Genomic DNA, 18,769 nt, shown 5'->3' with positions numbered 1-18,769 from the left:
GTTTGAACCACCCCTGGTCCCTCAGCCCGGCCCACCCAATCGCGGCGGCGACAGCACGTCTTCCGCCGAAATCGTCCGCGCCTCCGAGGGCAGCATGATCGGGATGCCGTCGCGCACGGGATAAGCGAGCTTGGCAAGCCGCGAGATCAACTCGCCGCGCACCGGGTCCCAGGCCAGCGGCCCCTTGGTCAGCGGGCAGGCCAGCAGCTCCAGCAATTTTGGATCGACATTGACCGACTTGCCGTCACGCCCATCCGCAGCCATTGGATCCCCCTTCAGCCATCGGCTCAGCCCTTATTGCAGGCTGGAGCCAAAGTCCTCATTCTCGCGCGCCAGCGCCATTTCGGTGATCGCGATCAGCGTCTCCGCGCGGGCTTTCAGGTCGGGCGCCTCCAGCAGCGCCTGTTTCTCGGCCGGTCCGTAGGGCGCCATCATCGACAGCGCATTGACCAGCATGGTGTTCTCGGCGCGGCTGACGCTTTCCCAATCGGCTTCGAGATCGTTGGCCTGCAGATAGGCGCGAAACGCTTTCAACAGCGCCGGCCGGTCGACCTCGCTTGCCGCCTGGTCTTCGGCGAGATCGGTGAGGAACGGCGCCAGCTTGCATTGCCGGAACGGCGTCTTCACCGGCAATTCGCTGGTGATGCGGAAACGGCAGACGCCCTGCAGCGAAACCAGATAGCGGCCGTCGCCGCTCTCGGCCATCGAGATGATGCGCCCGGCGCAGCCGACATTGCACAGTTCCGGCTCGCCGTCGGCGCGCAACGCGCCATTGAGGCTGGGCTGGACGATGCCGATCAGCCGCGCGCCGGCGATCGCCTCATCCACCATCTGCAGATAGCGCGGCTCGAAGATGTTGAGCGGCATGCGCCCGCCCGGCAGCAGCAGCGCGCCGGCAAGCGGAAACACCGGAATGGTTGCCGGCAGATCCTTGCCGACCCGGTAAAATGCGTTTCCGACCTGCACCTTCACTCCTCCGACCCGCTTCGGGCGCGATGTTATCGGCCTAATCTGGCGCGGCGGCCGCCGACCGCAAGGCCCGACAGCCACGCCCCGGCAATTTGGCCGGCAAACGGCTCAGGAAAACAGCAGCGACGACAATTTGCGCCGTGCCGCCAGCGTCGCCTCGTCGGTCATGCCCCAGGCCTCGAACAGTTTCAGCAACTGCGCCCTGGCGCCGTCCTCGTTCCACGTCCGGTCGGCTTTTATAATCGCCAGAAGATTGTCGGCCGCCGCATGGCGCTCGCCCTTGGCGTTCTGGATCATGGCGAGGTCGAAACGCGCCTGGTGGTCGCCGGGATTGGCGGCCAGTCGCTGCTCGAATTCAGCTGGATTGCCAAGTGCTGCCGCTTCCGCAGCCAGCGTCATCTTGGCACGCAGCGCGGCAAGTGCCGGCGCATTCTTCTTGGCCTCCGGCGCCGTTGCCAGCAGCGCCTCGGCGCCGTCGCTGTCGCCGGCCTCGAACAGAAGCTCGCCCAGCCCGGCAATCGCCTCGATCGTCTCCGGCGCCTGCGCCAGGATGGCGTCGTAAATGTCGGCTGCGGTCTGCGCATCGCCCGCCGCATGCGCTTCCGCCGCCGCGGCCAGTGCTTCGGCGACGGGCGGCGCGCCATTGCCCTTGCCGCCGACCTTAGTGATGAACTCGGCGATCTGGCTCTCGGGGATGGCGCCCATGAAGCCGTCGACAGGCTGGCCGTCCTTGAAGGCGATGACCGCCGGGATCGATTGGATGCCGAGCTGGCCGGCGATCGAGGGATGATCGTCAATGTTCATCTTGACCAGCTTGACCTTGCCGCCGGCGGCCTTGATCGCCTTTTCCAGAAGCGGCGTGAGCTGCTTGCAGGGCCCGCACCACGGCGCCCAGAAATCGACCAGTACCGGCTGTTTGCGCGATTCCTGGATGACGTCGGCGGCGAAAGTGGCGGTCGTGGTGTCCTTGATCAGCTCGCCAGCGGCAGGTGCTGCGCCGGGTGTCGGGCCAAGTGCCGACTTGGCCGGCTCGGCGCCGCCATATTGCACGGACGTGGTGTACTGGCCAGAATTGCCGCCGAATTGGCCGCCAAACGGATTGTTGTTGTCGCTCATGTCGTCGCCCTTCCGGTCGCGCCCAGCGGAGCAGCGCGACGTCCTTAACTAGAGGTCAGTTTTCGCCATCCATGTGGCGATCAAGCCGAGACTTTCAAGATAGCAGCATCATGTCCGGTTGCCTCGACGAATCTGATGAGGTCGGCGGACGCGATCGACGTCGTCGCCTCATTGGTCAGCGGATGCGCGTTGACTGTCGCATGTGCCATCAAATCCTGGTCGAGCACCACCTTGACCCGTCTTTCGGTGTCGTTGATCAGCCCGAACACGGTGACCGCGCCCGGAATGACACCGAGCAGCTCCATCAGCATCTCCGGCTTGCCGAACGACACCCGGCCGGCGGCGCCGATCATCGTGTGGATCTGCTTCAGGTCGACGACCGCCTCCTCGCCGACGCTGACCAGGAAGAAATTGTCCTTCTTGTCCTTGAGAAACAGATTTTTCGTGTGCCCGCCCGGTATCTCGCCGCGCAGCGACTGCGAATCGGCCACCGTATAGAGCGGCGGATGGCGCACGGTCGACACTGATATGCCGAGATCGGCAAGAAAGGCGAAAAGCTCGGCTTCGGTCTTCGGCATTGGTGGTCTTCCCCTGTATCGGCGCGCGGCAAAGCCGTTTACGGCCAATGATGCCGCCGAGACAAGACCGTCATGCGGGAAGTCGATGAACCACCCGCGTGGCCGACAAGGTTCCGCCAAGCGATTTGGCGCGACCAAAAAGCCCGTCATTTCCCTGTTGCAATCGCCGCGCTCTTCAGCCATATAGGCCCGGCTTGCGGCCAAAGGGCCGTGTGAGCGGGTGTAGCTCAGGGGTAGAGCACAACCTTGCCAAGGTTGGGGTCGAGCGTTCGAATCGCTTCACCCGCTCCAGTTTCCTCTAGGGGAATCAAGCGATGAAGAGGCGCCTTTCGGGGCGCCTTTTGCTTTTTCCAGACCGGCGATGTAAGCGCGTTGCGGGACACTTGTTCTCCCTCAGAACCAGGCGCAGGTAAGACGGCGTGGCGCACAATCCCTCGGGTTCAATTTCGGCGAAAGGCGGCACCGCATCTGAAGCGCTTGCTTGGCTGGCGTTGCGGAACGCCGCGTCCGAATGCGGCTCAGGCTCGCGCTTGATCGACCCGCAGCCCCTGCGCGCACTCCCGGCGGGACGCAAGTGGGCGCATGAGATTGCCAAGGTAATCTTCGATGGCCTCATGGCAGGAAGCCTGTCGGTGCCGGCGCAATTGGCTGCCGGATGGGCGAGGTTCGGCAGCGCAACCACCGCGTTGATCATCGAACTCGGCAAGATCTGGGACAATCCCGCAGCGGCTCGCCGCGTCCAGTACCAGCTTGAGCAAATGCTTCTCGAACCCGACGATCTTGCCACGCCGCGCAGGCTGGCGCGAACGCTCGGAATTGGCGTCGACGCTCGCAATCCGACCGCGACCGAACTGCCGGAAGGCATCGATCAGATCTATGCCCATCTGATGCTGGATGGCCGGATCGAGGCTGTCGTGCAGTTCGGTGCACTCGGGACGGTGACGAGCGATCATTGGATTGAATTGATCCTGGATGTAGTGCCTGCTGAGCGGCTTGCGGGAGGATCGCCTGCACCGCAAAAGGGCGCCGGCGCGACCACGTCAAACACGCCTGCAGCCGAGGTATCGTTTGCCATGGCGGGAAGCGAGCCCGATCAGGACAGCCACTTCGGCAAACTCGCGCAATTGGCCGCACAGGCGCATGACCTGGTTCGGTCGAGCGCTGAACCGTCAGAGCCTGTTACGCCGCGCCGCGCACGGGTCGCGGACAAGCACGACAAGGATCGCACGGCGTTCTGGAACAGCTATTTCGCGACCGAGGATCCCTGGAACTACAGCTCGCTCTATGAGCAGGAAAAATATGAGCGGCAGATCGAGATCCTGCCTGCCGGTCCCATCGGCCGGGCGCTTGAGCTGGCCTGTGCGGAGGGCCATTTCACGCGGCAGCTGGCGCCGCGCGTGGGCCATCTGACCGCAACCGACATCTCCGCCATAGCCATCGAGCGAGCCCGCGCCCGATGCAACAATCAGGCGAATGTCGAGTTCGGCGTACTCGATTTCGCTGCCGACACGCTGCCGGGTGAGATGGATCTGATCTTCTGTTCGGAGGTGCTCTACTATCTGGACGATCTCGCCGAGTTGCGGCGCATCGCCAAGAAATTTGCCGAGGCGTTGGCGCCTGGCGGTAGTTTCATCAGCGCACACGCATTCGTGCTGCGTGACAATGTCGAAAAGACGGGCTTCGACTGGAACACATTCGGTGCCCAGGCGATCTCCGAGACGCTGGCAGCGACCGAAGGCCTGGTGCTCGAGCAATCGATCCAGACCGAGCTCTACCGCATAGACCGCTTCCGCCGCCTATCGCCGGGCGATGTGGCGACGGACCCGGTGATCGATCATGTGCCGATCCGCGCGCCCATCGAAATCGGCGTCGCGCGAAATATCGTCTGGGGTGGGGCGCGAGCCTTGCGCCGCGACGTCGCACGTAACGAGCAGCGCCAGCATATCCCTGTCCTCATGTATCACGGCGTTGCCGATGAAGGTCCGGCCGCGCTCGCTCGCTTTCGGCTCACGCCCGCCGCATTCGCCAGCCAGATGGGATGGCTGCGCGCCAATGGCTTTCACGCCATTGGCTCCGAGCAGCTGGAAGCATCCATCGCCAACCGTCAGCCTTTCGTCGGCCGCCCGGTGCTCATCACTTTCGATGACGGCTTCCAGAACTTCGCCGACCATGCCTGGCCGATCTTGCGCGCCAACGACCTGAACGCGGAAGTGTTCCTGGTGACGGACCTGGTGGGCGAAAGTGCAAAGTGGGACACCGACATCGGTCCGCCGACGCCGCTTATGGGCGCCGGGACGGTGCGACGCCTCGCTGCCGAAGGCGCCTTCTTCGGCAGCCACATGGCGACGCATCGCGCCATAGATGGTCTGTCGAGCGCTGACCTGGCCGCCGAGCTCCTGCGCTCTCGTCTGTTCATCGAACGCTGGACCGGCCGGCCAACCAGGGCGTTCGCGGCCCCCTTCTCCGTCACCGACCGACGGCTTGGCCGGCTGGCTAGGGAGTGCGGCTATCGAGTAGGCTTCGGCCGCAGGCACGGGCCGGCGGACCTCCATAGCGATCTCATCGACCTTCCGCGCATCGAGATTCGCGGCGACCGCTCGCTCGATGACTTTGTCGCCACTGTCGAGGCCGTGCTCGGATAAACGGTGAACTTGTCAGTTCATTATTGGGCGACTTGCGACACGGCTGACATCAGCTCCTTCGGGTTTGGGGCGCCAAACATGTATCGCCCACCCTCCGGGACCTCCGTGAAGCTCCAGCGGACGATCCCCTGCCGGTCCAGCAGGAACTGACCAACCAGTTGTCCGTGTCCCGTGGCCATCATCTGCTCGTCGGCTTCGGTCAGTTCGTAGTGGTCCTTCTTGTCGAGGATTGCGGCGGCTGTCATCGGATCCATGGGACCGGGCAATTCGCCAGGTATGTCGACCCGCATGTCCTGTGCCGCTGCCATCGCGACCTTGTACGGCCAGTTCGTCTCGTTCTCGGTGAATTCGAGATTGGGCAGTCCAAAAGCACGATGTGAAGCGCGTTCCGGGTCCGACGCCGCAAGCAGGTTCGGCATTGGATGGTAGCGGAAATAGAGCCGCGCCCGTTCGATCGGCGTGTTGACCACCGTCAGGCTCTCCACGCCCTTTTCGCGCAGCTCCGGATCGAGACGCGCCTGAGCGGCGATGTGGCGCCGGCAAAACGCACAATGCAGACCTCGAAACAGGCCGACCAGCACCGGTTTTTGCCCGCGAAAGTCGTCAAGCGCAATCTTGCCTTCCTGGGTAATGGCGTCGAGTATCAGGTTCGGCGCCCGGTCGCCCGGTTGAAGCGGTATCAATCCACTAGGCGCGGACATGTCCAACCCCCTATCCCGGCTAGTCGAGAAAAGGCAGCACCACAAGCGCTTCCGGGTCGAGCCCGTGCTGGGCGCATATACCCTGCGCCAGGGAAAAGTAGCGTTCGGCCTCGGCCAGATTGTCGAGGTCGAGATTAAGCGTTGCGAGTCCATCATAGCACGGAAACAGCAGTTGGGGCTCGCCCGTTTCGCGGGCTACCTCCAGTGCTTCGTGGAACAAGCCGATCGCCAGTTCCGGATGGCCGTTGCACTGGTGGATCTGCCCAAGCACGATCAACGGCACTGGCAGGTGCTCGCGCTGGTCGAGCGCCCGGTCAATCTCGATGGCCTTCTCGGCAGCAGGCACGCCCTCCGTTGGACAGCGATCCGTGAAAGTACAACAAGCTACCGCCAGATTGGCGAGGAGGCGCGCCTGGAAACCCAAATCGCCAATACGTCGCGCCACTTCAAGACCGCGCCGACAGACCTCCATCGCCTTCGCCGGATCGATGGTCGTGTAGAGCACCCCGAGATTGGTGTAGCCGCGGCAGGCCGCGCCCAGCAGACCGGCGGCTTCGGCCAATTCAATGCTGCGCTCAACCTCACGCACGGCTTCATGGTTTCGCCCAAGGCGAGCCAGCGCAACAGCCTTGGTATTAAGTGCCTCGGCGGTCACGAGGGTGGCATCATCGGAGACATGTTCCGTTGTCAGAGAGCGTACGCAATCCAGCGCCGCGTCTGCCCATTTTGCCGCGAGAGTGTGATCTCCGCTGCGGAACGCCTGTCGGCCACGTTCTTGCCAGAGATGCGCCTGCTCGATCGGGGCATCCGCTCCATCGAGGAGCGCTGCCGCTTCAGCGTAGCGCGATTCCGCGTCGTCCCGCTTGCCCACGTCCCAAAACAGCCGACCGATCTTGCGCAAAACGCGCGCCGCCGCGACACGATCGGCTGACTCGCGATAGGCCTGCAGCACCGCCTCGTAGTGGCGGTGTGCAATCTCGCGGCGGCCTGCCGGGCCGCTCAAATCGGCAATGCGCTCTGCAATTGCCAGTTTGAGCGGTGTTTGCCCGATCGCGCCCAACGCAGTCAGTGCTCGCTCGTAGAAACGAAGGGCGTCGTCATTGGCGTATATCATGCGAGCGCGATCTCCCGCCGCCTGCAGGTAATGCGCGCCCCTCTCCCGCTCGGCGCTCTGAGCGAAATGATGACCGAGCACGGCCAGATCCTCGAACCGTTCCGGCTTGTCGCCGCACAGTTGCTCCAGGGCGGCACCTACCCGGCGGTGGATGTCGGTCCGGCGTTGCAGGAGCAGATTCTGGTAGATCACGTCCTGCAGCAATGTTTGCGTAAAGCGGTAGCTTTGCGACGAGACCGAGCCTGATCCGGCAACTTCCTCGATGATTTCCGCATCGCAAAGCAGTTCGCAGCCCGCTTCCAGTCGGCCGGGGTCGGCTGCCACGGCTTTCAGAAGCGTGGCATCGAAGCGCGGGCCGATTACCGCGGCTTCCTGGGCCAACCGGCGCACCTCTTGCGGCAGCCGGTCGACGCGAGCAAGCAACATTGCCTGGATCGTGGCGGGGATGCCGGTTGCGACTTCGCCTGCCACGGTCCGCCATTGCTGGCCCTCGCGCACCAATACACCGCGATCGATAAGGCCGCGAACGATCTCCTCCAAGAAAAGCGGGTTGCCGCCCGCGCGCTCGAGGATCTGGTCGAGAAGCCCTCCTGCGGCGTTTACCCAGCTCTCGCCGAAAAGCGCCGCCACCAGGCGGCGTCCGTCATCGCTGTCGAGCGGCGAAAGCCTGAGCGCTGTGTGGCTGACCCGACTTGAGTCGAGTTGGTCGTTGTCCGACGCCGGACGATGCGTGACCAGCAACATCAGCCGCGTGCGTTCCAGTCTGTCCATCACGAAACGCAGTGCCTCGAGCGAGACGGAGTCGGCCCAGTGCAGGTCTTCGACGACAATCAACAGCGGCGACAACGCAAGCCGCCGTTCCATGATTGTGCGGACCGCGTAGAGAATTTGCCGCCGCAGCTGCTCGGGCTCGACATGCTGCAAGGTGGCATCGGGGTCGCCGAGGCCAAGCACATGGTAGAGCAAAGGCATCAGCCGCTTCGCCTCCTCGCCCTGCAGGCCGAGATCGGCAAGCAAGGCTGCGAGCTTGCCCCGCATTTCGTCCCCATTGTCGTTTTGCATCATCCCGGCAGCGCTGCGCACCACTGCACCCAGGGCGCCAAATGATTGTTCACCCAGCGGTGAGCACGTGGCCTGCCGCACGGCGACGTTGCGAAAACGATCCTCGTCGCCGAGGCGGGCGACGAACTCCTTCACCAACCGCGACTTCCCGATACCGGCTTCGCCGACGAGGCGGACAAGCTGGGCCGAGCCGCCGCACGCCAAGTCAAGGCTCGCCAGCATTCTGTTGAGCTCCGCATCACGACCTATTATGGGCGCACTGAGGCCGAGCGCCTCGAGCCCGCGCGCTGCACGCGGCGCCGCAAGCGGTGCATCCAGTCGGTGGACGAGCACACTGCCAGCCTTGCCGCGAAAGACGACATCGCCCAGCGACTCGTACGAGAAGGCATGCCGGGTCAGCCTGTGCGTGAGTTCGCCCACCAGCACCTCACCCGGTGCAGCCAGCGATTGCAGGCGTTGCGCCGTATTCACCGTGTCGCCGGTCACCGAATAGGATTTGGCGGTGCCGATGCCCAATCCGCCAGTAACGACCGGACCCGTGTTTATGCCTATGTGGAGCAGCAGCGGCGAGCCGGAGTGGCGGGTGCTTTCACCGAGCCGCGCCGTCCGGGCGATCATGTCGAGAGCGGCTCGAAGCGCACGTTCCGGATCGTCCTCATGCGCGACCGGCGCACCGAATAAGGCGAGCAGAGCGTCGCCGATGAATTTGTCGACGACACCACCAAAGCCTTGCACGGCCGCCGTCAATTCCTTGAACAGTTCGTTCTGCAGCGCCTGCATGACCTCGGGGTCGAGCTGCTCGCTGAGTGTCGTGAAGCCGCAGAGATCGGCGAACAGCACCGTTACCGTTCGTCGATCGGCGTCGGAGACGGAATGCGGCCCCTCTTCGCTTTCGATGTTCGGCGATGGAGCTCGAGAGGGCTGCGCAATGGTGCGGCTTGGTGTCGGAGCAGGCCGTTCGGCTGCTTTTGCGGACGCACCGACGCTTGCCCCACATTTAGGACAGAACTCGAAATCAGGTGCGCAGGCGTAGCCGCAACTGGCGCATGGCACGGGCTGGCGGCGGCCACACTTCGGACAGAAGGCGTAACCGCCCTCGATCTCGAAACCGCAGCCCGAGCAGTTCATGGACACCTCACCAGAGCATGATGCCGAAGAGTGTGAAGCGGTTTTCGGACGACATCATGCTCTATCTCTTTGACCTTGGGCCATGACGCGTGATCTCGCCACGCTCGTCACGGCCGGGGTATTCACAAGGATGAACCGATAGTCGTCAACCGGCAAGCGGCAGCGCAAATGGGCATCGGTCTGGGTTCGGCGGTGGAGCACTGCCGATACGGGCGGCTGCGTGGCCGTGATTTGCGAAAATTTCCTCGTCCCGCCGTCTTCCTGCTATGATGGAGATGAGGAGGCGACCCATGAGCGAGAACCGTAAGCTGGCCGCAATCCTGGCTGCAGATGTGGTCGGATACAGCCGGCTCGCGAGCGCGGACGAAGATCGTACCTTGGCGCGGTTGCGGGCACTGCGCAGCGACCTGATCGATCCGATCATTGCAGTGCACCACGGGCGGGTTATCAAGCGTACCGGAGATGGGGCACTGGTTGAGTTTCGCAGTGTGGTCGATGCCGTGCGCTGCGCCGTTGAGATTCAAAACGGTATGGTTGAGCGCAATGCCGGCGTACCGCAGGAGCGCCGCATCGAGTTCAGGATAGGCATCCATCTGGGCGACGTGGTCGAAGAGAGCGATGGCGACCTGATGGGTGACGGCGTCAACATCGCCTCGCGTCTGGAGGGCGTTGCGGCGCCCGGCGCCATCTGCCTGTCCGAGGATGCCTATCGCCACGTCAAGGCCAGGCTTGACCTCTCGGTCAGCGATCTCGGCAGCACACAGCTCAAGAACATCGCCGAGCCGATCCGGGTGTATTCGCTGCAGGTCGGCGCCGGGGCCAAGGTGGCCGTGACCTCGCAAACCCCGACGAGCCCTCCGGCTGCGGCAGCGCCGCCGAAACTGTCGATCGCCGTGCTGCCGTTCGCCAATATGAGCGGTGATGCCGAACAGGACTACTTCGCCGACGGCATCTCCGAAGACATCATCACGGCGCTGTCCAAACTGTCACAGCTCTTCGTCATCGCTCGCAATTCGTCGTTCATCTTCAAGGGCCAGAACGTCCATGTGCAGGATGTCGGCACGAAGCTCGGCGTGCGCTATGTCCTTGAAGGCAGCGTACGCAAGTCGGGGAACAAGGTACGCATCACCGCGCAGCTCATCGATGCAATCTCAGGCGGCCATCTTTGGGCGGAGCGGTTCGATCGCGATCTGACTGACATATTCGCCGTGCAGGATGACGTGACGCAGCACATCGTCGGTGCGCTGGCGCTCAATCTGACCGAGGATGACCGTCTGCGGCTGGCGCCCGAACACCAGCGCAACCCGGAGGCGTATGACTGTTTCCTGCGGGGCCGGGAGCTGTGGCACCGGCTGACGAAGGACACGAACGTCGCGGCCCGCGAGCTCTTGCAGCGGGCCATCGAACTGGACCCGAAATTTGCCTCTGCCCACGCTTTCCTAGCCCTCACGTACGGGCTCGATTACCTCAACAGGTGGGGTGCGTCGGACTCGATGGCGCAAGCGGAAGAGGCAGCAACGCGAGCGGTAACGCTGGATGACAGCGATCCCTGGGCGCACTGGGCGCTGGCATCGGCCAAGCTTTACACACGGCGGCACGATGAAGCCATCGGCGAGGTCGAGCGCGCGATAGCCCTCAATCCGAACTTCGCCGAAGCGCACGTCGCCCGCGGCGAGGCGCTGTATTATTCGGGTAGACCCGCGGAGGCGCTAGAGAGTTTCGCCCGGGGAAAGACCTTGAATCCATACTTTCCGGATGTGCTTCTGCACTTCCAGGCTTTGACATCGTTTCAACTGGGAAGGTACGAAGAGGCCGTCGACCTCTTGCTGCAACGGCTGGCTCGCAACGCTGTCACCGACGTCTCGCGTGCGCTTCTGGCCGCATGCTACGGCCATCTGGGCCGTTTGGAGGAGGCCCATACGGCATGGCAGGACCTGCTTCGCGTCAATCCCGCCTATTCGCTGGAACACCGTCGCAAGGTCTTGCCTTACAAGAACCCTGCCGATTTCGAACTGATGGTAGAGGGGCTCCGCAAGGCCGGCGTGGTGCAATGACGGGCTAAAGCCCGGCCGGATCAGAGGCCCGAGGCCCGGCCGATCTTGCGCCATCGGGCGTTTTCGCGAACCGGTTTCAGGTCATCGGTCGTCTCGGCAAATGTCCGCAACCGGTATTGCCGCAGCAGGTCCGGGAACAGCGCCCCTTCCGGCAGTCCGGCAAGCTGCTCGCGGACCGAGATCTTTTCATCGATGACCCGCATGCCCCAGGCATTTTCCCGAACCTGCAGCTCGGCGGCCAGATCGCGCTCTTCTGGCGCGTTTTCATCAAGCGCAGCCAGCAGGATCGAGTGGAAAAGCGCGACATAGCCAATCTGTCTCAGGCCGCCCACAACCCGCACGCGCGGCAATATGGCAAGGGCAAGGAACATCAGGAACAAGTCCGGCAAAAGCAGGCCGTCCAGCAGTGCCTGCTGGAGATGCGGCCGCTCGAACGGGATGGAAAGACCATGCGGCCTGTCAGGCTCGATCAGCCGCCCGTTCTCGAGGACGAGCTTGCGCACGCGCTGCTCGCGGATGCCCCAGAAATAGTCCGTGGCATTGGGCAGGAACCTGCCAAATGGGCCCGATGCGGCTTCTTGCAAGGCATGGTCGAGACGCCGGCGCCTTGCGGGCTCGAGGAGCAGCCTGGAAAGAAGGCTGCCTTCATCTTCCAGATGCCGCGACACGACAGTCGCGGCCAGCCTATCATCGATGAAAACCGGCCGAGCCATGCCGGAACGATCCCAATCGGCGACCAGATCCTCGTTGAGTTCTGTCAGCGCATCGGCGGCGGTTGCAAACACCTTGTCCTGGCTGGCAAGCAGCGTGCCCAGCCAGCTTCTGGCATCCGTCTCATTGCCCACCGTTTCGAGCGCGCGCCCGTTGAGGGCGACGGGACCGGCCGCGCAGGCGCTTTTGCGGCACAGTTTGTGGCGCCCCATGCCAAACAAATTGACCTTGTCGTCGCCGACATCGAGCCATCCCGGCCCCTCCCGGCCGGTTGTCTCCATGGTCATGGTCGTTCCCATGAAGCCGAAAAAAGCCGACAGCCTGTTTTCGACCGCGCCGAGCCAGGCAAGCAGCAGGGCATCGAAGGTGATGCGATCCATCAGAAGCAGGCAGTGCAGGCCGGACTGGATAACCGGTCTGTGGTCGAATTCGTTGAGGGCCTTGCCGATCGCTTCAGGCTGCATGATCGCACCGAGGCGCTGCTGCAGGACGTCGCGCAGGATCGAGCGGGCAGCAATCGACGGGGCCGATCCAGGCCTTGCCACCGGCCGCCACAGATGGCGGGCATAATCGGAAACCGGTGCATTCCAGTTCTGCTCGATGTCACGCACGACCTCCGGGCAGAGCAGCGACAGCACGGCCAAAATGTCCACCGGAGGGGCAAGGGCAGGGACGGTGGTCATCAGAACCGCAGCCGGGCCATGCTCAGGAGGTCGTGGTACTGCCCGTCGGTAAAACCGGCCTTCACATGCCGGCCTTCGACCTCGAAGCCGTGGCTTGTGTAGAGACGGATGGCCGGTTCGTTGTCGGCATAGACGCTCAATTCGACCCGCTTCAGGGCGCGCCAATTGTCGGCCACGTCGAGCAGCTCGCCAAGGATGGCAGAGCCGATGCCTCTGCCGACAAAGCCATCGTCGAGGCCGATATTGATCTCGCCGATATGCGAGCGGCGCGGCGAACCCTGCGCGACCAGGCTGCCGTGGCCGACAACCTTGCCGTCCAACTCGGCAACGATCCAGGTGGTTTCCGGGCCGGACTTGGCGATGCGCCGCTCCACCTGCTCCACCATCTCGAACGGCATCCTGAGCGTGCCCCAGCGGAAGCCCGGCATATTGAAGATAGCGCAAAGCGCCTCGGCATCGCTTGGCCGGACGGCCCGGAGCTGCGGCTGGATTTTCTCTAGGGGTGGCGTGCTGGTCATGGCTTTTCCGGCTACAGCAATTCCAGGAAAAGTGTGAGCGGTTTTCCGTCCGGAATTGCGTCAGAACAAAGGACAGAGGCAATATGCCCGGAACGATGCACCGGACGTCACCTGAAAATCCAGCCGTCTCTGCGACCTATGCCGATTGCGCGGCAAAATGCCGGGGGGCGGCGTAGAGTTTGAGGATACCGCTGACGCCGATCCAGCCGAAAAGGGCGAGCCAGCACAATGTCCCGGCCGCCGTCCAGTCGATCCGGTGCACGGCGGCGTCGGTGATGACGAGGCCAAGGACGGCAAGCAGGCCAACCAGAAACTGCGCCAGGCCGAGCACCAGCAATTCCTCACGCGGCGCACTTCTCCAGACGAGATAGGTGCCGCCTGCACCCGCGAGGAAGATGGCGCTGTAGACCTGGGCGTGAAAAGCATCGATCGGCCATGGCCAGAAGCCACCGAATGTCAGGGGAAACAGCAAAAGGCCGACGCCGTAGGCCCCGAGGATCGTCATTTCCACCGGTAGGTAGGCGCGCCATGCGGGGTTCAAGATCACGCCTTTTGCAGAAGGGCGGGCCCTTGCCCGCCACAGGAACAGCCCGGATACCGCGGCTGACGCAAGATAGACCAGAAACCAGAGGCAGGGGGCTTTGCGCTCGAAGTTGAAATAACCGAGATTGATGAACGAAGCCGCCGACACGATGACGGTGAAGATGAAGGCCATGACCAGCACGAGCCTGCCGGGCGACCAGCGATTCCAGACCAGCAGCGCCGCCATCACTGCCATTTCGGCGGTGTAGAAGCCGCCGAGGAAGCGGGCATTGAACGGCGTGACGGCCCAGGGCCAGCGCGGCTTGACCAGCGCAGGCGCGAAAAACAGGCCGGCCCCGACGATCAGGACGATGATGACCCCCGCCGAGAAAAGGCGCAGGGCCGCCGGAAATGGCGGGTTGTCGCGTGTCGGCATGGAGAAAACCCCAGAGATGAATGCCCCATGGGCTATCATAGTTTGGAATTCAACAAATGGAAATTGACCTGTCACCAGGCTTGTCCATTCGAATGGCCGTCCGGTCCGTTTAGCAGTATGATGGAGCGTTCGGGTCGAAGATCGGTCCGGCCAACACGCCTAGAGCCGGATGATTTCAGGTCTGTCCGACCTGAAATCTGAATCCGCCTCTGAATCAGGAAGAGCATGATGTCGTCCGAAAACCGCTTCACACCTTTCGGCATCATGCTCTAGCGGCGCAATTTCCGGAGCCTGCACGATGACCGAAGCTCAGGATCTGTTCTCGCTTCTGCGGCAATCGACCGATGTCGATCCGCAGGCAATCGACGCAATCCGGCAAACCATCGCCGAGGGCAAGGACCGCGAACTTTGCCGCATCAATGCGCTGGCCTTCGCCAGCAAGCATGGCCTCGACGAGGAACGCACCATAAGCGCCTTTCTCCATGCAGCGCGGGTGGGCATCTTCGACATTTCCTGGAATGTTCTGTGCCCCGGCTGTGGCGGCGTGCTCGACACCAACGCCACGCTGAAAACCATGCAGAAGGACGAATACACCTGCGCGCTGTGCTCCCAGGGCTATTCGCCGACCCTCGACGAGATGGTCGAGGTGACATTCACCGTCAGTCCCCGCGTGCGCAGGATTGCCGCCCACAATCCACACGAACTGCCGTTGGTGGAATATTACCGCCAGATCTACTGGGCGTCCGGGGCCGATCTGCCGGACGAGGATCTGGCGGAAAAGATGGAAGCGTTCTCGCTGGAAGATATCGAGCTTGCGCCCGGTGAAAAGGCGGTTCTGCACATCCAGCTTCCGCCCCAATTCATCATCATCTTCGAGCCGGTCACGCATTCGGCCCAGTTCATCGACGCGAAGGGCGAACCGGCAAAAGAGCGGCGAAACCTCTCTCTGGCCTTCGACCGCGACCATGTCCAGAGCCAGACGCTGGAGATGCAACCCGGCCCATTGCGCATTTCGCTGGAAAACAGGACCGACACGCGCGTGCTGCCGACGGTCTTCATCGCCTGCCCGGTATTGCATGATTTCCTGGGCAAGCGCCGGCCCTTCGTGACCGCCAAGCGCCTGCTCACCAACCAGACGTTCCGGGATCTCTATCGCACGGATACGCTCGATATCAACCAGCGCCTGAAGATCACCAGCCTGACCTTCCTGTTCACCGATCTGCGCGGATCGACCGAGCTTTACGAGCGGGTGGGCGATCTTTCAGCCTTCGATCTCGTGCGCGAGCATTTCCAGGTTCTGCACGAGATCGTCGCGGCGGAGGCAGGCGCGGTTGTGAAGACGATCGGCGATGCGGTGATGGCGACCTTCGCGACGCCTGACCGTGCGATTGCCGCGGCGCTGCGGATGCGCGACGCCATGCGGGCGCTCAATGACAAAAGCGGGCGCGAGGACCTTCTGCTCAAGATCGGTGTTCATGCCGGCCCCTGCATAGCCGTGTCCATGAACGAGCGGCAGGATTATTTCGGCCAGACGGTCAACATTGCTTCGCGGGTCCAGAACCTCGCCAACGCACAGGCGATCTTCGCCACGCGTGCGGTGGTCGACGATAATCTCACCGCCGATCTGTTGCACAGGAACGCGCTGACGCCCGTGCCGCACGAGGTCTCGCTGCGCGGCATCGAGCGGGAGATTGCGGTTTATACGATCCCCTGAAGAGTTCTCTACCGCTCACACGCGCTTGCAGAGGAAATAACGGTCGGCGGGCTCCGAAGTGGGCGCCGGGAGGTGTTGCAGCAGCGGGTGATCGAGCGGCGTGCCACTGACCGCGAAGCCGCCGACGCGAAGCAGGCTCGCAATCAGATCGGGAAGCCAGGTAGCGGTCACTGCATCGCGATCGTCATAGCCGGTGCCAATGTCGGCATGAACAAGGGCGGCTTCGATGCCAATGAACTTGCGGCCCGTCTCGCGTATTTCGCCGAGCACGAGGTTTTCAGCTTCGGGAATTGAGCTAGTGTGCGCGCCAACTTCGCGGTCGAACACCACGATCCGGCGCCCGGGCAGAAGCTCGCGCAGATGGTGGAATGTCCGGCCATTGCCGAGGCCGAGCTCAAGCACAAGCCCCTCCATCTTCGCCACCTCGGGGCAGATTCGATTGAGAATGTCGCGCTGCGCGGTCATCCTGCTGATGAAATTATCGAGGCGACTCATATGCGATTGTGTGTCCTGAACCAGCAGCCCCGATCGAGGCTTGCTGCATATAAAGGCGAACGACGAACCCTGCAATAACGCAACCGGCCGCCGACAAGCGTCATACCGGGTGGAGTGTTCGGCAGGCCGCGCGGTGGAACAGCGATATCACTTGTAGGGGTCTGCGGCGTCCCGCAAGCCGTCGCCGAGGAAGTTGAACGCCATGATAACGAGGATGACCGGCAGCATCGGCAAAAGCAGCCATGGATAGAACGCGATCACGCTGACGCTGCGCGCCTCGGTGAGCAGGATGCCCCAGCTGGTTATCGGCGCCCTCAGGCCGAGCCCGAGGAAGCTCAGCGCCGTTTCGCCCAGGATCATGCCAGGGATGGAGAGCGTCGCCGTCGCGATCAGATGCGACATGAAGCCGGGAATGAGATGCCGCCTGATGATGCGGCTGCTTCCGGCGCCCATCAACTGCGCCGCCAGAACGTAATCCTCCTCGCGCAAGGCCAGAAGCTTTGAACGCACGGCCCGCGCCAGTCCGGTCCAGTCGAGCAGCCCGAGGATGACGGTGATGCCGAAATAGATCAGGATCGGACTCCAGGTTATCGGCATGATCGCCGCCAGGGCCAGCCATAGCGGAATGCTGGGAATCGATTGCAGGACTTCGATTATCCGTTGGACGATCAGGTCGAAGATACCGCCGTGATAGCCGGCCAGCCCGCCGATGACGATGCCGAGCAGGAAGCTGAAACTGATGCCGACGAGGCCGATAGTCAGTGAAATGCGTGCGCCATAGATCATGCGTGAGAGCACGTCGCGCCCCAGCCTGTCGGTGCCGGCCAGAAAGAGTTGGCCGTTCTCGGCAGGACAGACAAAATGCCTGTCACCTGCGATCAGGCCCCAGAACCGATAAGTGTCGCCCTGGCAGAAGAAACGGAGCCGCTGAACGTCGTCGTGGTTCTCGATGTAGTTCCGCTTGAGCGTGTCCATATCCAGCGTCATCTGGCGGCCATAGACGAACGGCCCGACGAACTCGCCATTGTGGAACAGGTGCACGTGCTGCGGCGGCGCATAGATGTAGTCCATGTTGCGCGAGTGCAGATTATAGGGCGCCAGGAACTCGCAGATAAGTATCCCGGAATACAGCACTGCCAGGAATATGCCGGATATAAGCGCAAGCCGGTGTTTGCGGAATTTCCACCACATCAGCCGCAACTGCGATGCCTGAAAGACCTTCGATTGCTCCGGCGTCATCGCCTCGACCGACTGCAGGTCGAAGGGCGCGCCGGAAATGTAGTGTTGCAGTGGAGCACCCGGAGCGGGCAGCGGCGAGTCCTGCTTCATTTGGTGCTGCCACCCTGCAAACGAATTCGTGGATCAAGCAGTGCCAGCGCCAGGTCGGAAATCAGCACGCCGATAACCGTCAGGAAGGCGAGGAACATCAGGAATGACCCTGCCAGATACATATCCTGGCTTTGCAGCGCCTTGATCAGCATCGGCCCGGTCGTTTCCAAAGACAAAACGATAGCCGTGATCTCAGCGCCGGAGATGATGGCCGGCAGGATCGAGCCGATGTCGGAAATGAAGAAATTGAGCGCCATGCGCAGCGGATATTTGACCAGCGCCTTGAACGGATGCAGGCCCTTGGCGCGCGCCGTAACGACATATTGCTTGTGCAGTTCGTCGAGCAGATTGGCGCGCAGCCGCCGGATCATGCTCGCCGTGCCGCCGGTGCCGATGATCAGGACCGGGATCCAGAGATGGGCGAGGATCGACTTCGCCTTGGCCCAGCTCATCGGCTCGCCGAGATATTGCTGGTCCATGAGGTGGCCGATGGACGTGCCGAACCAGATGTTGGCGAAATACATCAGGATCAGCGCCAGCATGAAATTCGGAATGGCAAGGCCGAGAAGGCCGAAGAAAGTCAGGCCGTAGTCGCCCCAGCTGTATTGATGCGTGGCGGAGTACATGCCGATCGGAAAGGCGATGAGCCAGGTGAAGATGATCGTGACGAAGGAAACCAGCACGGTCAGCCACATTCGGTCGCCGACGACGTCGCGAACCGGCAGCTCATATTCGAAGGAATAGCCGAAATCGCCGTGCAGCATCCCGCCCACCCAGTAGAAGTAGCGAATGACCGGCGGCTGGTCGAAACCATATTCCTTGCGCATTATCTGGATGCGGTCGGAATCCACCGCTTCGCCCTGGGCCCGAAGCTCGGCGACATAGCTGTCGAAATAGTCGCCCGGTGGAAGTTCGATGATGGTGAACACCAGCGCCGATATGACCAGCAGCGTTGGAACCATCACGGCGATGCGCCAGACAAGATATCGAAGCACGC

15 protein-coding genes and 1 tRNA gene are annotated in these 18,769 nt (G+C 62.7%); 4 read left to right on the top strand and 12 right to left on the bottom strand.

Annotated features, from left to right (window positions below; all coding sequences use genetic code 11):
* Positions 1-21: 21 nt before the first annotated feature.
* The 4 genes from NKH35_RS14930 to NKH35_RS14915 all read right to left on the bottom strand — a co-directional run bounded on the left by NKH35_RS14930 (position 22) and on the right by NKH35_RS14915 (position 2,663).
* On the bottom strand, positions 22-264 hold the full coding sequence (locus NKH35_RS14930) for a Trm112 family protein (RefSeq protein ID WP_023672122.1): 243 nt from the start codon (positions 262-264) through the stop codon (positions 22-24).
* Between the two features lie 30 nt (positions 265-294).
* The gene (locus tag NKH35_RS14925) at positions 295-966 is read right to left on the bottom strand and encodes an LON peptidase substrate-binding domain-containing protein (RefSeq protein ID WP_023685086.1); all 672 of its coding nucleotides are present in this window, start codon (positions 964-966) and stop codon (positions 295-297) included.
* A 111-nt stretch (positions 967-1,077) separates the two neighbouring features.
* The gene (gene trxA, locus NKH35_RS14920; protein WP_023698125.1) at positions 1,078-2,085 is read right to left on the bottom strand and encodes a thioredoxin; all 1,008 of its coding nucleotides are present in this window, start codon (positions 2,083-2,085) and stop codon (positions 1,078-1,080) included.
* Positions 2,086-2,165: 80 nt separating this feature from the next.
* Positions 2,166-2,663: a prolyl-tRNA synthetase associated domain-containing protein gene (locus NKH35_RS14915; protein ID WP_023754927.1), complete on the bottom strand. Its 498-nt coding sequence runs from the start codon at positions 2,661-2,663 to the stop codon at positions 2,166-2,168.
* A gap of 216 nt (positions 2,664-2,879) precedes the next feature.
* On the opposite strand from NKH35_RS14915, the gene NKH35_RS14910 reads away from it, so the two are divergent.
* Both NKH35_RS14910 and NKH35_RS14905 read left to right on the top strand, forming a co-directional pair.
* Positions 2,880-2,954: transfer RNA gene (locus tag NKH35_RS14910), tRNA-Gly, on the top strand.
* Positions 2,955-3,082: 128 nt separating this feature from the next.
* Positions 3,083-5,305, top strand: a complete 2,223-nt coding sequence (locus tag NKH35_RS14905; protein WP_352915143.1) for an SAM-dependent methyltransferase — start codon at positions 3,083-3,085, stop codon at positions 5,303-5,305.
* 20 nt (positions 5,306-5,325) lie between these two features.
* On the opposite strand, the gene NKH35_RS14900 is transcribed toward NKH35_RS14905, so the two are convergent.
* Both NKH35_RS14900 and NKH35_RS14895 read right to left on the bottom strand, forming a co-directional pair.
* On the bottom strand, positions 5,326-6,006 hold the full coding sequence (locus NKH35_RS14900; RefSeq protein ID WP_023672127.1) for a redoxin domain-containing protein: 681 nt from the start codon (positions 6,004-6,006) through the stop codon (positions 5,326-5,328).
* Between the two features lie 19 nt (positions 6,007-6,025).
* Positions 6,026-9,310, bottom strand: a complete 3,285-nt coding sequence (locus tag NKH35_RS14895) for an adenylate/guanylate cyclase domain-containing protein (protein WP_352915140.1) — start codon at positions 9,308-9,310, stop codon at positions 6,026-6,028.
* 290 nt (positions 9,311-9,600) lie between these two features.
* On the opposite strand from NKH35_RS14895, the gene NKH35_RS14890 reads away from it, so the two are divergent.
* On the top strand, positions 9,601-11,364 hold the full coding sequence (locus tag NKH35_RS14890) for an adenylate/guanylate cyclase domain-containing protein (RefSeq protein WP_352915138.1): 1,764 nt from the start codon (positions 9,601-9,603) through the stop codon (positions 11,362-11,364).
* 20 nt (positions 11,365-11,384) lie between these two features.
* Here the strand turns inward: NKH35_RS14890 and NKH35_RS14885 are convergent, their stop codons facing one another.
* The 3 genes from NKH35_RS14885 to NKH35_RS14875 all read right to left on the bottom strand — a co-directional run bounded on the left by NKH35_RS14885 (position 11,385) and on the right by NKH35_RS14875 (position 14,234).
* Positions 11,385-12,758, bottom strand: coding sequence for a hypothetical protein (locus tag NKH35_RS14885; RefSeq protein ID WP_031195611.1), 1,374 nt, complete (start codon positions 12,756-12,758; stop codon positions 11,385-11,387).
* Complete coding sequence (locus tag NKH35_RS14880; protein WP_352915134.1) at positions 12,758-13,276, bottom strand: GNAT family N-acetyltransferase; 519 nt, start codon at positions 13,274-13,276, stop codon at positions 12,758-12,760. Before NKH35_RS14880 ends, NKH35_RS14885 begins: the two co-directional genes overlap by 1 nt.
* A gap of 136 nt (positions 13,277-13,412) precedes the next feature.
* Positions 13,413-14,234 (bottom strand): hypothetical protein, encoded by an 822-nt coding sequence (locus NKH35_RS14875; RefSeq protein ID WP_352915132.1) that lies wholly within the window; start codon positions 14,232-14,234, stop codon positions 13,413-13,415.
* A gap of 298 nt (positions 14,235-14,532) precedes the next feature.
* Here NKH35_RS14875 and NKH35_RS14870 point away from each other — a divergent pair, with 298 nt between their 5' ends.
* Positions 14,533-15,948, top strand: coding sequence for an adenylate/guanylate cyclase domain-containing protein (locus NKH35_RS14870; protein WP_023698120.1), 1,416 nt, complete (start codon positions 14,533-14,535; stop codon positions 15,946-15,948).
* 15 nt (positions 15,949-15,963) lie between these two features.
* Here the strand turns inward: NKH35_RS14870 and NKH35_RS14865 are convergent, their stop codons facing one another.
* The 3 genes from NKH35_RS14865 to NKH35_RS14855 all read right to left on the bottom strand — a co-directional run bounded on the left by NKH35_RS14865 (position 15,964) and on the right by NKH35_RS14855 (position 18,767).
* Complete coding sequence (locus NKH35_RS14865) at positions 15,964-16,443, bottom strand: class I SAM-dependent methyltransferase (RefSeq protein WP_023672134.1); 480 nt, start codon at positions 16,441-16,443, stop codon at positions 15,964-15,966.
* Positions 16,444-16,590: 147 nt separating this feature from the next.
* Positions 16,591-17,772, bottom strand: coding sequence for an ABC transporter permease (locus tag NKH35_RS14860; protein WP_352915129.1), 1,182 nt, complete (start codon positions 17,770-17,772; stop codon positions 16,591-16,593).
* Positions 17,769-18,767, bottom strand: a complete 999-nt coding sequence (locus tag NKH35_RS14855; protein WP_352915126.1) for an ABC transporter permease — start codon at positions 18,765-18,767, stop codon at positions 17,769-17,771. The genes NKH35_RS14860 and NKH35_RS14855 overlap by 4 nt, the downstream gene beginning before the upstream one ends.
* Between the last annotated feature and the right edge of the window lie 2 nt (positions 18,768-18,769).

Origin of the sequence: Mesorhizobium sp. M1143 (assembly GCF_040318435.1) — a bacterium.
Taxonomy (GTDB): Bacteria; Pseudomonadota; Alphaproteobacteria; order Rhizobiales; family Rhizobiaceae; genus Mesorhizobium.
Note: the sequence above shows the minus strand (reverse complement) of the source record. Positions and strands in the feature narration are given on the sequence as shown.

What these genes read in the sequence shown, in the direction of transcription:
- NKH35_RS14885 (WP_031195611.1), bottom strand. Translation starts at nt 12,758, where the DNA reads ATGACCACCGTCCCTGCCCTTGCCCCTCCGGTGGACATTTTGGCCGTG.
- NKH35_RS14880 (WP_352915134.1), bottom strand. Translation starts at nt 13,276, where the DNA reads ATGACCAGCACGCCACCCCTAGAGAAAATCCAGCCGCAGCTCCGGGCC.
- NKH35_RS14870 (WP_023698120.1), top strand. Translation starts at nt 14,533, where the DNA reads ATGACCGAAGCTCAGGATCTGTTCTCGCTTCTGCGGCAATCGACCGAT.
- NKH35_RS14895 (WP_352915140.1), bottom strand. Translation starts at nt 9,310, where the DNA reads ATGAACTGCTCGGGCTGCGGTTTCGAGATCGAGGGCGGTTACGCCTTC.
- NKH35_RS14865 (WP_023672134.1), bottom strand. Translation starts at nt 16,443, where the DNA reads ATGAGTCGCCTCGATAATTTCATCAGCAGGATGACCGCGCAGCGCGAC.
- trxA (WP_023698125.1), bottom strand. Translation starts at nt 2,085, where the DNA reads ATGAGCGACAACAACAATCCGTTTGGCGGCCAATTCGGCGGCAATTCT.
- NKH35_RS14875 (WP_352915132.1), bottom strand. Translation starts at nt 14,234, where the DNA reads ATGCCGACACGCGACAACCCGCCATTTCCGGCGGCCCTGCGCCTTTTC.
- NKH35_RS14890 (WP_352915138.1), top strand. Translation starts at nt 9,601, where the DNA reads ATGAGCGAGAACCGTAAGCTGGCCGCAATCCTGGCTGCAGATGTGGTC.
- NKH35_RS14915 (WP_023754927.1), bottom strand. Translation starts at nt 2,663, where the DNA reads ATGCCGAAGACCGAAGCCGAGCTTTTCGCCTTTCTTGCCGATCTCGGC.
- NKH35_RS14900 (WP_023672127.1), bottom strand. Translation starts at nt 6,006, where the DNA reads ATGTCCGCGCCTAGTGGATTGATACCGCTTCAACCGGGCGACCGGGCG.
- NKH35_RS14860 (WP_352915129.1), bottom strand. Translation starts at nt 17,772, where the DNA reads ATGAAGCAGGACTCGCCGCTGCCCGCTCCGGGTGCTCCACTGCAACAC.
- NKH35_RS14930 (WP_023672122.1), bottom strand. Translation starts at nt 264, where the DNA reads ATGGCTGCGGATGGGCGTGACGGCAAGTCGGTCAATGTCGATCCAAAA.